Raw genomic sequence first — 14,618 nt, 5'->3', positions numbered from 1 at the left:
TTTTAAAGATCCTGTAGAATCTTGTTTCTCTTTTGTTATCGTTTGATGTATTTTTTTAACCTCTTACAACAGCGTTTATTTACTACCATGCTATCATATAAGAATTAATAGGGGTTAGCAAGCATCCTTAATTGTTTTTGCAAATATGATCCACAATAGGATAGAACCAATAGCAAACGCACCAAGGATCATAAAAGTAGTATTATAACCTATTCCCTCAGCTATCCAGCCTCCAATTGCAGGACTAAATGAAGCACCCAGGCCTTGTACCGTCATTACTGCGCCTTGTCCGATATTTACCCTTCCTGTACCATTTAGTATATGCGCAACCAAGCCAGGAACGGCAACACTTTGAAGGCCCGCTCCGATTCCGTCTAAAATTTGTACGGGGTAAATGCCTACGTGACTGTGCATATAAGCGGCAAATAAGCCACGTATAGGTAAGGATAGGAAAGAAATGAATAAGACCAACCAGTAGCCTCTTTTATCTGCCATCTTCATGGCCAGTAATGATGTACCGATCATGACCAATTGTGCAATGATAATGGTCATGGCCACAAATACGGAAGCGTTACCATGGCCATTGGCAGCAGCGGCGAGTCCATAGAGGGGTAGCATCGCACCGTTTCCCAAATGAAAAAAGGCTAATGCGCCTGCCAATACCAATAATGATTTACATTGAAATAATACTTTAAATCCGCTGGCTTTTTCATTTTTTTCTCCTTCTTTCATGCCTCTTGCTACATGATCATCAATGGATTTAGCCGGAATCAATAACACTGAAATAATGGACAATAAACCAAAAAAAGCAGCGAGCAAGAATATGGCCGTGATGCCAAATTTATAACCGAGGTAACCAGAAAGTGCAGAACCGACTACATTGCCTGCGTGGTTGAATGCCTGGTTATAACCATTTTGCTTGTTAAAACCTTTTTGTTTGACTATGCCTAGTGTAATACCGATTATAGCCGGCCCAATAGCCGACCCGGCTATAGCTGTTGCCACTTGCGAAATACTAACCAGCCAAAACTCCTGGGTGAATAAGATTATTCCTGATGCCAGTATGGTGAAGATTGCAGATATAACCACATAAAACCGTTTTCTTTTGGTAGCATCAATTAATGCACCCGCTGGAATAGTCATGATCATCCCGGCAACTCCACCAATGGTCATCACTGAGCCGATTAGTCCGCTTTTCCAGCCATGTGCTAAAAGGAAGATGCCTAAAAACGGACCTATCCCTGCCTGGAGATCGGCCATGAAAAAATTAAGAGATTGTAAGGGCCAGATAATCCGCTTATCTGTTACGCCTTTAGCTAGTTGTTTGCTCATACGATTTGCTTAACACCATGTGCATCATTATGTTTAAACCCTAAATAAGAATATTTTAATTAATTGATTGTAAATCAATTTGTTGTGTTGCTGATTTGTGGAATTAATTTTTCTTCATATTAAATTGGTGCAATACAGGTTTTAGATTAGTGCCAAAAAGCTATGCGCTAATTGGTAAATCAACTATTGCTTCAAAAGCAAAGTTGCTGCTTTCCACGCGGAAATTTCCATGATGTAAGTGCGTAATCTCTTTAACCAGCCAAAGGCCAATGCCAGCGCCATTTGAATCTATAGCTTCCCTGTGGAAGGCATTTTGGAGATTTTCGGTTGGGAAACTTTCTTCGATGATGGTGTTTTTAAAAATTATGGCGATATGATCTTTAAACATAGACTGCTGCACAGAACAATTGATTGTGGTACCTGGAACAGCATATTTGATTGCATTTTCGACGAGGTTCATCAGTAAGATATTCAGTTTGTCATCATCGGCAACGATTAAAAAAGTTTCGGCATCCTGATCAAAATCAATCTTTGACTTTAAACTTTTTTGCTGCAAAAACGGTTGTAACCTGTTAAATAACCGCAGTATAACCAAAGAAAGATCTATTTGTTGCTTATGCAAGGTAATACCACTACTCTTTAACTGGCTTACCAACAAGAATTCCTGTACTACCTGTTGCAGCCTGTTAATTTCAGCAAGCTGGCTCTTCATCAGGTTTGATAACGCTGGTGTCAATTCAGGTTTCGATAGCTGAACTTCAATTTCGGCACGCATAATGGCTAGGGGAGTTTTTAATTCGTGCGATGCAGAGGCAAAAAAGTTTTGTTGCTGTTGTAACGATTCATCAATTCTCACCAGCATCATATTTATGGTTTCCGTTAATTCCTGCAGTTCATCATTCGTTTTCTTCACCGGAATAACATCCCTGAGTTTGTGCGCATTGATGAGTTTAGCCGCGTTAATAATACGCTGCACGGGCTGTAATAAATAAAAAGATAAGATATAGGCAATTAAACCGGCAAGCAAAACACTGAGCAAGCTACAGGCAAAAAGCAATAAGAGCAGGTATCTTAAGTTGCTGTCTAAATGATCTGCACTGCGTACTAGCATCAATTCGGCGGGATTATCCTCATTGCTACTCACCACGTAGGCAACCCTCATGCCCAAAGTATCGGTTACGCCCGTTTTTGTGGGGGTACGGATATTTTTAATGATTCCGGGGGATTGAAAAACGACAATGGGTTTTCCTGCTGAATGATATAATACCCTGATGGAAGTATTATTATCTGGCAAAGGAATAATTGCAGGTAATACTTCGGTTTTATCTAAAAGTGTTTCGGCCCTGGCTATTAAATAAGCATCATTGTCGGATATCATCAGCATCCTGATTTTCCGGTAACAGTAAAGGTTGAAAGATAAACTTAGCAAGATAAAAATCAGGCTGAACGCTACCGTTATTTTTAATTTGATACCGAACTGACGCTTTCCTATTTTCATTTAACCTTGTTTTACGTCACCTTTCAATATATATCCCCGACCAACAACCGTATGGATCAATTCTTCATCGTAACCTCTGTCCATTTTTTTCCGGAGCTGGTAAAGGTGAACTTCTATAACATTGCTACCCGGATCGAAGTTTATATCCCATACTTTTTCGAGAATCTGTGATTTTGTTACCACTTTGTTTTGGTTAGCAAGCAGAAATTCCAAGAGGGCAAATTCACGGTTACTCAGTATTACTGCTTTGCCGGCACGGCTAACTTCCCTGGTCAACAGGTCTACCTTAAGGTCTGCCACCTGTAATTTCAGTGAACCCTGCGCCAATGACCGGCGTTGTACAGAACGGATCCTGGCTAACAATTCATCAAGTTCAAACGGCTTTTTAAGATAATCAATAGCGCCATGGTCAAGCCCGTTTATCACATGTTCTGTATCGTTCAGTGCACTAATGATAATTACCTGGGTTTGATTATTAAAGCTGCGCAGGTTTTTTAGAACTTCCAGGCCATTAAGAGAGGGCAACATCATATCCAATAGGATAAGATCATAATGACCAACCATAGCCATTTCCAACCCTTTGTTGCCATCAGCAACCAGATCACAGACGTGACCTGCCTGCGTAAGGCCGTCGGCAATAAATCCTGCTAACTTTATCTCGTCTTCTATTAATAATATTTTCATCTTACCAGGAATGTTTTGTTATCTATAGTAATGCTAAGCACAATATATACTTTGTCATGATTTATATTAATAAAGCCCTGGTCATCCTGACGCCTCACCGCTACAAGATGAAATGTGTCGCTTTCTTTGATGAGGTGTGCGATATCATCTACCAGCCCTGGCTTAAAGTGAAATAAAAGGTTATTCTTCCTCAGCGCCACAATACCGCCGTATTGATCTGTGATCAAAACAGGCTTCTCCAGTTTAAAATTTTCTGTCTGATGGTTTGGAACATCCGGAGGCGGGGGCAAATCATCAAGGGTTTGGCTAATGCCCATTCTATTATTCTTAATGGCTATTAATTGGTAACCAACTACTTCATCGCTCGGGTTTAAACCATAAGTTACTGTAACCGATTCTCCTATGGCACCAATCCTGGTTACCCATGATGCAGTATGTGGCCTAAAATCAATAGTGATTGAACCAGCCTTTTCGGTTTTCAGTTCCAGTGAATTGATATCTAAATGAGGGTTGTTTTTATACCTGGTAACGATTCCGGTAATTATCCGTTGTTTATGCGGTCGTTCAACCTGTGGCCTGTTATGGTGTGCCGGTGCTTTCGGTAATAAAGGCACAGGAGGTTTTATTAATAACCAGATAATAACCAATAGTAAAATGATGATCACGACCAGCAGGGGGCGGTAATTTTTCATCTTTAATGGCTCTACGTCATTATCTTGCTCCATTTTCATACAATCTGCAAAATATCTGTATATTTTATCAGTTAACAGCGAAGCAGCCAATTAGTTCATACGCGTCAACAATTAATTTAAGATTGGGAGAGCTATTTCGCTCTCCCAATCTAACCCTATCGTACATCCCTTTTAGTTTACATTTTTTTTAGCGTCGTTGCCTAGGTCGATCGTCATGCTGAATTTATTTCAGCATCTTTCCTGCTAATAGCAAGCTTTGATATCTTAAAAACTATACTTTGGAAATAAATGTTGATTTTTTCCGCTCTATGCCGCGGTGGCATGGTACTTTGGAGCGCCAAAGTACCCAAAGCGCTTTGTCAATCCAGCAATGGGCTCTTTACACAATCTCACGCACATCAAAAAAACAGCGGCACTTTGTTTTGTGTTCAATGCTATTTTGAGCTTTAATTCAGTGATTACGAACACAAAACCACTGCGTTTCAGGTTTGTTTGTGCCAATTGTAATGAACTACTCCTGTTTTTTTGATTCTCCTGGCCCTTGGGATTGACGGCGTTCTTCGGTAAAACCTGTAAATTTATTAAAGCAAGCTAGCAAAACGTATAAAAAACCCAAACCAAAAGATGTGTCCACACGAAAGGATCTAACCAGATTATCTCAACAAATAAGTCTGTCCATTAATCTCTATGGTTTCCGGGTGAATGATGGTTGGGGCACCAGTTTCCAATGCTACACCTGATGGTGGTGTGTCTTTAATTCCGGTTACCTTTACTTTATCACCAGCTTTTAATAAAGATTGTAACTGTTCAATTGCAGGTGGAGGCAAATCTATCTGTACCTTATTGTCGAGGCTAAGCCCGCGGATTGCACCTCCCTGGTCACGCTTAAAATCACTGATTTTTCCTGTAAAGGTTCCAGACTGTGCATTAACTGGTGCAATAGGTACGGTTGGCGGGCTATCTGCTATTTGCGTTCCACCAACCAGCAAACTCGCCATTTGGAATACATTTACACCATCTGGTCCATTATCTGTAAAGCCTTTTACAGTTACCGATTTACCCTTAGCTGCTGCACTCATTAATTGTTTACCTAGTTGTTCCGGAAACCTGACTGTGATCGCCTGACTGCCATTTTGCAAGGTGAAACTATTATAAATATACCTGTCATTCGTTTGGTAGGCAATAACCTTTCCGTTTAGTGACGTTAAAACTTTTAAAGCACCGCCTTCCAAACCGCCTCTGTTTCGCCCAGGATGAGGAAGCATTTCTCCAGGCCCTATAGGTGGTGCCGGAGGGTTATCATTTGGACGTACCTGCGCTAGTGTTACTATGCTCATCAGCGCGAAACAAGCAGTTATTGCTGTTTTTTTGATTTGACTTTTCATATTCTCTTTTTTTGATTATCAATAATTTTATGATTCAAAACTACGCTTGTGATCTGAAGAGGGTATGAAAAGCGAATTAAATTTAATTCATTTGATTGTTAGATTATCCTCACCGGTTTAAAATGCGATCGTTGTCCTGAACTGTAGCGAAGCGGAAAGCTATGGAGTAAACCAAGCTTTAAGCGAACTCACAGAAGGTAATTTATTTCAGGGTCTTAATAGCAGCGAATAGCCTTTTCGCAATGCTGATTTCTCAAAGAGATCCACAAATCAAATGGAAATATCTGACACCATGAATAATCTCAAATGACCTCAATATTTTGATTTGCAAATGATTGTTAAACGTCATGTTAAATTAAAAAATCTAACCTGACGTTTAATGGCTGTTTTCTTAACATTCCAATGCTTTTCCTTCCCTAATTTAACAATTCAGTATTTTTTACATCATAAATTCCTAACCAACCGGGCTCATCTTTGTAGCAAATTAGTCATTGGGTTTTGGCCAAATGAGGTGCCGTTCTGGCTAATGCAAACAAACTATAAATTATTCATTCATGAAAAAAATTTACAAACTGATTTACTTTACTGAGGTACGCAGGCTGCAGGGGGTATTGATTATGCTAATGCTTTTCTCCATAAATGTAATGGCGCAAAATACCCGGAACATTAGCGGTAGGGTTGTTGATGAAACCAACCAGCCGATTCCTGGTGTAACGATAAGAATAAAAGGTTCGACAGGCGGAACTTCTACAAATCCTGATGGAAACTACACCCTATCGGTAAAATCATCAAACGTTTTAGTTTTTTCCATGCTGGGTAGCATCTCAAAGGAAGTGCCTGTTGGTAATCAAACGCGAATTAATGTAACGCTCATGCCAGACAATCAGACATTGAAGGACGTTGTGGTAATCGGTTATGGTACAGCGAATAAAAAAGATGTAACGGGTTCAGTAACCTCCATTAAGTCTGAAGAATTTAATCAGGGTGTAATGGTAAATCCCGCCCAGTTACTTCAAGGAAAGGTTGCCGGTTTAAATGTAACCAAAAGTGGCGATCCAAATGCTAAGCCATCAATTACACTTCGTGGGCCTTCATCATTCAGAGAAGGTGCAGCACAAGAGCCTTTTTATGTTATCGATGGTGTTCCGGGAGCATCAATTGATTTATTGGCCCCTGCCGATATTGAAAGTATAGATATCTTAAAGGATGCATCCTCAACGGCAATTTATGGTTCACGCGCTGCAAATGGGGTAATTATGGTGACCACAAAAAGATCTAAAAATGGGCAGGCACGCCTTTCATACAATGGTTATGCTGCGGTAGAAAAGGTTTCCAAGAAATATGATATGCTATCTGCGCCAGAGTTAAGGCAGTACCTTGCAGATAATAAACAGACTTTAAACCCGATCGATGACGATGGTTCTGATACCAACTGGCAATCGTTATTGGAAAGAACAGGTTTTTCACAGAATCATAATGTTTCTTTCGGTGGTTCTGGTCAGGCATCCGATTATGGCGCTAGTGTAAATTACCTGGATAACAAAGGAATACTAAAAAATACTTCTTTAAAAAGAACTATTGTAAGGGCATATATCAATCAGAAATTTTTTAACGACAGGTTAAAACTTGGCTTAACGGTTACCAACAGCAATTCAAAAAGCTCGGATATTTATCAAACGCAGGCTTTACCAAATATGCTGTTCTATTTACCAACGGTAAGTCCATTCAACACTGATGGTACTTACAAAGAAAACTATAACCGTACCGGAAGCGGAACGAGAAATCCTTTATCAATTGTAGATAATAATGTCATCAATAACCTGAACAATAAAACACTGATTAATGGAATGGCGCAGGTGAATATTCTTGATGGCCTGAAGTTCACAGCCAGTGTTTCTTCGCAAAGGGATCAGAATAATTACAGCACTTACCTGAACAGCCAATCGGGATTAGCAAGGGGTGTTAACGGACAGGCGCAAAAATTTGATGTTTTAAATAAAAGTCAGGTACTTGAAGGTTATTTTAATTATGATAAAACTTTCGGGAAACACGGTTTGAAATTACTTGCAGGTTATTCATGGCAGGAAGACAGAACCAATGATGGTTTTGGCGTTACCACACAGAATTTCTCAAATGATAATTTAGGTTACAACAACCTTTTCCTTTCAAACCCGACGTTGCTTTCGCAAATCGCATTCAATAACGCCCCGATATCTACCTTAAGATTAATTTCCTACTACGGAAGGGTTCAATATAATTACAACGAGAAATATTTATTTCAGGCCTCGTTACGAAATGATGGTTCATCTGCTTTCGGAAGAAATAACCGTTGGGGTTTATTCCCTGCTGTATCTGCCGGATGGAGAATTATTGGCGAGGATTTTATGAAAACTGTTCCGGTAGTGAGTGATTTAAAACTACGTGCAGGTTATGGTGTTTCAGGCAACAGTTTAGGTTTTGATGCCTTTTCTGCACTACTGATTTACGGTACGCCTGCCGGAAATAGTAAGTTTTTAAATAATGGCAATATCAGCAATGCAATTGGGCCGGTAAGAAATCCGAATCCGGATTTGAAATGGGAAAGTACGGCAACCACCAACATTGGTTTAGATTTTGGCTTATTTAAAGACAGAATTACAGGTTCAGTTGATTTTTATGTGAAGAAAACTTCTGATTTAATTTACGATCGTTATGAAGTATCTACCACGCAGTTTTTCCTGCCAAACATAACAGCCAACGTAGGTAAAATCAAAAATAAAGGTGTGGAGTTCTCTTTAAACGCTATTGCAGTTAAAACTGACAATTTCAAATGGACAACCTCTCCAAACATAGCACACAATAAAAACGTTGTAGAAACCTTATCTGATGATTTCTATAAAATCTCATTCATTCAAACGGCTCAGTTGGGTGGTAAAGGCCAGTCAGGAAATTTCAGTCAGTTAATTCAGCCAGGTTATGCCCTGGGTACCTTCAATTTATGGAACTATGCGGGTAAAAATGCGGCTGGCGTAAGTACTTATGTTAATGCTGCCGGACAAACCATCGCTACACAACCCTTAACCACTGATGCTAAAATTGCAGGCGATGCACAACCAAAATTAATTTACGGATGGGCAAATACCTTCAACTATAAAAACTGGGATTTGAATTTCCTTGTTCGTGGGGTATTAGGTAATAAAATCCTAAATGCAACAATGGCATCATTAAACAATCCGGCTGATGCCAAGCTGCAAAATATCCCCAGATTTACTTTAGGCGAATCTTTCAACGATACAAATGCATACCTGATTTCTGATCGTTTTGTGGAAAGTGGTTCTTACCTGCGCTTAGACAATGCTACAATCGGTTACACCATTAAGCCAAAAGCACAATCAATTAAAGCGATCAGACTTTACGTTACAGCAAATAATCTTTTCGTGATTACAAACTACAGCGGTATTGATCCTGAGATTAATATGGGTGGTGTAACGCCAGGTATAGACAATAACAATTATTATCCAAAAACAAGAACCTATAGTTTTGGTGTAAGTGCATCATTCTAAAAAAATAAGAAAATGAAAAAGTTTATCATCCTGTTTAATATTCTTGCCTGTTTGATGGTAATGGAGTCGTGCAGCAAGCTAGATGTCGATGTAGAATCGCAATACGTTAAAGAAAATTTTCCCTATACCCCTGCAGATTATACAGCACTTTTTGGCACCATGTATTCTAACTTATCATCACAGTACGGCGTGCCTTACTGGAGAATGCAGGAACTTTCTACCGATGCGGCTATCCTGCCCGCCCGTGATGGAAATTTTGATGATGGTGGCCAGTACCGCCAGTTGCATTACCATACCTGGACCATTGATCATCCAAATGTTAGAGATATCTGGCAGTGGGGTTTCGGCGGTATTAACAATTGCAACCGCTTAATAAATCTTACAACTGAATCAGTAGCATCTGATGCTTCAAAAGCTAAAAGTATAGCTGAAATAAGAGCAATGAGGGCATTGTATTATTACTTTATGATGGATTTGTATGGAAACGTACCCATTATAGATGCCTTTCCGGTGAGTACGCCTCCTGGAAATCAAACCCGCGAAAAAGTATTCGAATTTATAGAAAAGGAGCTTTTAGCTATTGTTGCTCAATTACCGGTAAAGGATAACACCAACCGGATTTTGGTTTACGGCAGACCAACACAGGCAATGGTTTATGCTTTGCTGGAGAAAATGTATTTAAACGCAGAAGTTTATACCGGCAAACCAAGATATACAGACGCCGTTACCATGGCCGATAACATTTTGAAAAACAGCAATTATAGTCTGGATGCAAAATATAGCGATATTTTCGATGTAAACAACGGTCCGCAGATTAACGAAACCATTTTTGCAATTCCTTATGATCAGCAGATTCCAGGAAATCAAATCACCAGATTTGGCTTTTATCCTGCGCTGGCGCCAGCCTATGGAATAAACGTGGGTTTTAGTATTTCGATGAGTACCACGCCTGAATATTTCAACCGTTTCAACTTAAGTAATGATATTCGTACAACTTTCTGGCTGGTTGGTAAGCAATATGCGCCGGATGCAAACCGTAAACCTGATTTAACCAAACCTGTTTATGTTGCAGGAACAACAACTCAAATTGAGATTACCCCTGACCTTATTTTAAAACCAGGTAAACCGATGGATTTAGGTAATACAGTTGCTGATCAGGCAAAAGGTGTCCGCTCAGTAAAATACTGGCCAGATCCAAATGCCATCCAGGCAACCAGGTTAAACGGAAACGATATGCCGGTTTTACGTCTTGCCGATGTCATGTTAATGAAAGCCGAAGCCATATTAAGAGGTGCAACAGCAACAACCGTTAACAGTGAGTTACAAACGCCTTTGGTTTTAGTTAATAAAATAAGAAGCCGTGCCGGCGCTGAAAGCGCAACAACGGTTACTTTGAGTACTTTGCTTGATGAAAGAGCGCGTGAATTTAGCTGGGAGGCCTGGAGAAGAAATGATTTAATCCGTTTCGGGCAATTTGAAACTGAATATCCACTCCCGAATGATGTGCTTTTTATGAATAAAGACATCACCAGGAGGATTTATCCAATTCCTGCAAATGAGCTGAAACTGAATGCAAATTTAAAACAGAACCCAGGCTACTAAAATTAAAAATATGAGACTGATTACCTGCTTTGGTTTATTGCTGGTTGTACCTGCAATTGCCTTAATTACTAAAAAAGACGATTTGCCAATCAATCAAATACAGGTTATCGGCTCGCACAACAGTTATAAGCAAGCCATTAATCCTGCGCTGTTCAATGTTATTAAATCACAGGATTCGGTAGCCGCCAACAGTCTGGATTATGAACATATTCCGATGCCCGAGCAATTGGATATGGGTTTAAGAAATCTCGAAATCGATGTTTATGCTGATGAGAAGGGTGGTAAATATGCCCATCCCAGAGGTTTAGAACAGGTAAAGGGGCAACCTGCATTCGATAAAGACGGTGAAATGAATAAACCCGGATTCAAGGTATTTCATGTTCCGGATTTAGATTTCAGGTCGTCGGCACTAACTTTTGTGATTGCATTACAGCAATTAAAGAAATGGTCAGATGCTAATCCGGACCACACACCAGTTTTTATCACTTTAGAAGCTAAAGATGACTCGATAAAGCGTAAAGGATTTACGCAGCCTGAGCCCTTTACAAGTAAAACTTTTGATGAACTGGATGCTGTGATTATTCAAAATTTAGGGAAAGAGCATATTTTAAGTCCGGATGAGGTGAGAGGCAAATATAAAACTTTGGAAGAGGCTGTGCTGGCCAAGAACTGGCCGAAACTTAGTCAGGCCAAAGGTAAATTCCTTTTCGTTTTGGACGCTAAAGACAGAAAGCGCTCCACCTATATTCAGGGGCATCCTTCACTTAAGGGTCGCGTACTATTTGCCAATGCAGACCCGGGAACGCCTGAAGCAGGTTTAATGATTCGAAATAATCCGAAGGATGAGCAAATTCCTGAATTGGTGAAGAAAGGTTACATCATCAGGACCAGGGCCGATGCGGATACGAAGCAAGCCAGAAATAACGACTGGAGTGATTTCGAAGCCGCCTGTAAATCGGGCGCCCAGATTATTACAACAGATTACTACAAAAAAAGTACGCACTTTAAATCAGATTATGCCATCAGTTTTGCTGATGGAAAATACTTTAGAGCGAACCCTTTATTTAAAAAGTAAGTTAGATATGAACAGAAGATCGTTATTAAAAGGAGGCTTTTTAGCCGGTTTAGGTTTGCCTTTTGTGGGTATGAAAGATGTAATCGCTTCTCCAGTAGTTGGGAGTAAAAAGGCGAAAAACATCATCATGATGGTAAGTGATGGGATGAGTATCGGAACGTTGAATATGGCAGATATCTATTCCAATCGCATATTTGGCAAAAGCAGTAAATGGTTGGGGCTTTACAGAGATAACAAAGCAGTAAGAGCGCTGATGGATACCGCTTCGGCGAGTTCTTTGGTTACTGATTCTGCTGCGGCAAGTTCATCCTGGGGTGGAGGCATGCGCGTTAGAAACGGATCACTAAACGTTGGCATGAAAGGAGAAAAGCCTCAACCGATTCTTCAAAAGTTTAAAGAAAAAGGTAAAAAGGTAGGTTGTGTAACCACTGTGCCCATTACGCATGCAACGCCGGCAGGTTTTTGCATCAATATTGATAACCGCGGCGGTCAGGATATTATTGCAGAAATGTATCTGGGTCTGAAATTCGATGTGATGATGGGTGGCGGGCATAAATATTTCGGTGAGAAAAGGGAAGGTGGGAATCTCATTCCGAAATATTTAATTCAGGGTTATAAAGTTGCAGAAAACAGGGCCGAAATGTTAGCCTTAGATCAATCAAAGCCTGTTTTAGGTTTGTTTGCAGAAGATGGCATGCCTTACGAGATCGACCGTCTACACGACCAGGAACTCATCAAATCGACGCCAACACTGGCAGAGATGACCATGAAAGCAATCGAACTAATGAAAGATCATAAAGATGGTTTTGCATTACAGGTTGAAGGTGGTAAAGTGGATTGGGCTGCGCATTCAAATGATTTGAGCGGTTTAATTTTCGATCAGCTTGCTTTTGATGAAGCTGTTGGAAAAGTAATAGAATTTGCTGAAAAAGATGGAGAAACCTTAGTGATCATCACTACAGATCATGGTAATTCGAACCCTGGTTTGTTTTATGCTGATGAAGCCAACAAAAAGTTCGATAGCCTTCAAAACTTCAAACACAGTAATACCTGGCTTTTGGCTCAGCTTAATCAATCATTTAGCGAACAGAAAATAATTGATTTGATCAAAGAAAATCAAGGTTTTGAAATGAAATCAGAAGATGTAAAATCTTTATTGGTTCACTTTAAGGATATTGTTCCAGGGCAGCTTTATAATGAATCAAACCTGCCATTTTATGAGTATGGCAAAATTTTGGGTAAATATACTGATGTACAATGGGCGGGTATGAACCATACCGGAGATTATGTTGAGTTAACGATGTTTGGTCCGGGATCTGAAAATTTAAAACCTTTTGTTAAAAATTACGAGCTGCATAATTTCATGCTCAAAGCTGCAGAAATGCCTGAAGCATTTTTAGTAAAAGTTTAATCTTAATTACGCAGCAAACAAATAATCAGGAGGCTGTATCTGTATCATAAATGCAAAATGTCATCCTGAGCCTGTCGAAGGACTTTAAAAAAAATATTTAAAGCGTTTCTATGCTTCGGCAAACTCAGCACAGGCTAAGCTCAACCTAACAAAACTCAAAACAAGTTGATTTTTGATACAGCTTCTTTTTTAATTCTATCTTTAAACCAGATTATGGCTATTCAATCAAAATATTTTCGTTTTTTAATTTGCCTTATTTTAATGCTCAATGCTGGCTATCTCCAGGCACAGGAAACCGTAAATCCTCCGGCAATAATAAATACATACGGAATTTGGCTAAAGGGTGATTTACATGTACACTCAAGACATAGTATAGAATCATCTAATAATTCGATTGCGAAAATTATTAATTTTTCAAAGTCAGTTGGTATGGATTATCTGGCCATAACCGACCATGATAATCATGTTAATGGCGATGTTGCTCACCATACCTGGGCGGATCCGGAATTTAAATCTGATTCATTGCTTTTGCTTTATGGTGCCGAATGGACAACAACCAGGGGACATGGAAATGTATTTTCTGATAAGCCATACAACCATCAACGTCTTTATGATATCAGAGATGCCCGTGACGTCAACATTGGGAAAGTTAAAAAATCTTTAGGTATCCATTTATCGGCAAATCATCCCAGCGGAAAAGATAATTTTGGCTTTTCGTACGATTTGGTTCAGTCTATAGAGGTCTGGAATTCGGCTGTTTGGCCGAAGAATGCCAACGCAATAATGATTTGGGATGACATGCTTTCTTCGGGCAGGATGATGACAGGCAGAGGTGGAAGCGATACCCATCATGGTGTGCCTACTGCAGCTGAAAAACCAAGTGCAAATACATATCAGGCAGAATTTAATTATGTAGGTACACCAACAACATGGGTTTTTGCCAAACAACGTAGCCTTACTGCGATTATAGATGCTTTAGATCATGGAAAAACTGCTGTAAGTTCCAATCCTTTCGCGCCAAGAGTTGAGTTTTATGCTGATTATGGAGGCAATGGTAAGTTTGAAATGATGATGGGTGATAATGCGGTTTCAAAGGGTAAACCTATAAAGTTTCAGGTGCAATTGATTGGCAATAAATTACCTAAAGAGCAATATACTGTTACAGTAATCAAGAATGGAGCAAAGCTGAACAGTTTTCAGGTTAGCGGTGAAGTTCCTGCTTTTCAGTTTACCGATACACCAGATTTAAAGGGCCGCGCCTATTACCGTGTTACGGTTGAAGGTAAAAATACTGATTACCCTCAGGTGCCAAAGTCTGCCGGGTTAAGCGAAAAAATGGTGGCGCTATCTAATCCGATCTACTTTAATTTTGATCCTGAATTTTAATTATAGCCAGT

At 39.7% G+C, this 14,618-nt stretch carries 10 protein-coding genes; 5 read left to right on the top strand and 5 right to left on the bottom strand.

The annotated features are described in order from the left end of the window. Positions 1–114 precede the first annotated feature (114 nt). The 5 genes from FFJ24_RS16430 to FFJ24_RS16410 form a co-directional block, all read right to left on the bottom strand. Positions 115–1,332, bottom strand: a complete 1,218-nt coding sequence (locus FFJ24_RS16430; RefSeq protein ID WP_138818237.1) for an MFS transporter — start codon at positions 1,330–1,332, stop codon at positions 115–117. Between the two features lie 160 nt (positions 1,333–1,492). Next, the gene (locus FFJ24_RS16425; protein WP_138818236.1) at positions 1,493–2,830 is read right to left on the bottom strand and encodes a HAMP domain-containing sensor histidine kinase; all 1,338 of its coding nucleotides are present in this window, start codon (positions 2,828–2,830) and stop codon (positions 1,493–1,495) included. Then, a complete protein-coding gene (locus FFJ24_RS16420) occupies positions 2,831–3,514 on the bottom strand; it encodes a response regulator transcription factor (protein ID WP_138818235.1) in 684 nt (227 codons plus the stop codon). Next, positions 3,511–4,206: a hypothetical protein gene (locus tag FFJ24_RS16415; protein WP_168202494.1), complete on the bottom strand. Its 696-nt coding sequence runs from the start codon at positions 4,204–4,206 to the stop codon at positions 3,511–3,513. The genes FFJ24_RS16420 and FFJ24_RS16415 overlap by 4 nt, the downstream gene beginning before the upstream one ends. 653 nt (positions 4,207–4,859) lie before the next feature. Continuing rightward, complete coding sequence (locus FFJ24_RS16410) at positions 4,860–5,591, bottom strand: OB-fold nucleic acid binding domain-containing protein (protein WP_138818233.1); 732 nt, start codon at positions 5,589–5,591, stop codon at positions 4,860–4,862. A gap of 554 nt (positions 5,592–6,145) precedes the next feature. Between FFJ24_RS16410 and FFJ24_RS16405 the strand changes: the two genes are divergently transcribed. From FFJ24_RS16405 to FFJ24_RS16385, 5 genes are all read left to right on the top strand, one after another. Continuing rightward, positions 6,146–9,133, top strand: a complete 2,988-nt coding sequence (locus tag FFJ24_RS16405) for a TonB-dependent receptor (RefSeq protein WP_138818232.1) — start codon at positions 6,146–6,148, stop codon at positions 9,131–9,133. 12 nt (positions 9,134–9,145) lie between these two features. Then, entirely contained in the window at positions 9,146–10,735 is a 1,590-nt protein-coding gene (locus FFJ24_RS16400) for a RagB/SusD family nutrient uptake outer membrane protein (protein ID WP_138818231.1), read from the top strand. A 10-nt stretch (positions 10,736–10,745) separates the two neighbouring features. Then, the gene (locus FFJ24_RS16395; RefSeq protein WP_138818230.1) at positions 10,746–11,810 is read left to right on the top strand and encodes a phosphatidylinositol-specific phospholipase C1-like protein; all 1,065 of its coding nucleotides are present in this window, start codon (positions 10,746–10,748) and stop codon (positions 11,808–11,810) included. Between the two features lie 7 nt (positions 11,811–11,817). Then, entirely contained in the window at positions 11,818–13,221 is a 1,404-nt protein-coding gene (locus tag FFJ24_RS16390) for an alkaline phosphatase (protein WP_138818229.1), read from the top strand. A gap of 213 nt (positions 13,222–13,434) precedes the next feature. After that, positions 13,435–14,607, top strand: a complete 1,173-nt coding sequence (locus FFJ24_RS16385) for a CehA/McbA family metallohydrolase (RefSeq protein WP_138818228.1) — start codon at positions 13,435–13,437, stop codon at positions 14,605–14,607. Positions 14,608–14,618 lie beyond the last annotated feature (11 nt).

Source organism: Pedobacter sp. KBS0701 (assembly GCF_005938645.2).
GTDB lineage: Bacteria > Bacteroidota > Bacteroidia > Sphingobacteriales > Sphingobacteriaceae > Pedobacter.
The sequence above is the reverse complement of the archived record's forward strand: the minus strand, read 5'-3'. Positions and strand labels throughout refer to the sequence as shown.

What these genes read in the sequence shown, in the direction of transcription:
- FFJ24_RS16405 (WP_138818232.1), top strand. Translation starts at nt 6,146, where the DNA reads ATGAAAAAAATTTACAAACTGATTTACTTTACTGAGGTACGCAGGCTG.
- FFJ24_RS16425 (WP_138818236.1), bottom strand. Translation starts at nt 2,830, where the DNA reads ATGAAAATAGGAAAGCGTCAGTTCGGTATCAAATTAAAAATAACGGTA.
- FFJ24_RS16410 (WP_138818233.1), bottom strand. Translation starts at nt 5,591, where the DNA reads ATGAAAAGTCAAATCAAAAAAACAGCAATAACTGCTTGTTTCGCGCTG.
- FFJ24_RS16395 (WP_138818230.1), top strand. Translation starts at nt 10,746, where the DNA reads ATGAGACTGATTACCTGCTTTGGTTTATTGCTGGTTGTACCTGCAATT.
- FFJ24_RS16400 (WP_138818231.1), top strand. Translation starts at nt 9,146, where the DNA reads ATGAAAAAGTTTATCATCCTGTTTAATATTCTTGCCTGTTTGATGGTA.
- FFJ24_RS16385 (WP_138818228.1), top strand. Translation starts at nt 13,435, where the DNA reads ATGGCTATTCAATCAAAATATTTTCGTTTTTTAATTTGCCTTATTTTA.
- FFJ24_RS16430 (WP_138818237.1), bottom strand. Translation starts at nt 1,332, where the DNA reads ATGAGCAAACAACTAGCTAAAGGCGTAACAGATAAGCGGATTATCTGG.
- FFJ24_RS16415 (WP_168202494.1), bottom strand. Translation starts at nt 4,206, where the DNA reads ATGAAAAATTACCGCCCCCTGCTGGTCGTGATCATCATTTTACTATTG.
- FFJ24_RS16390 (WP_138818229.1), top strand. Translation starts at nt 11,818, where the DNA reads ATGAACAGAAGATCGTTATTAAAAGGAGGCTTTTTAGCCGGTTTAGGT.
- FFJ24_RS16420 (WP_138818235.1), bottom strand. Translation starts at nt 3,514, where the DNA reads ATGAAAATATTATTAATAGAAGACGAGATAAAGTTAGCAGGATTTATT.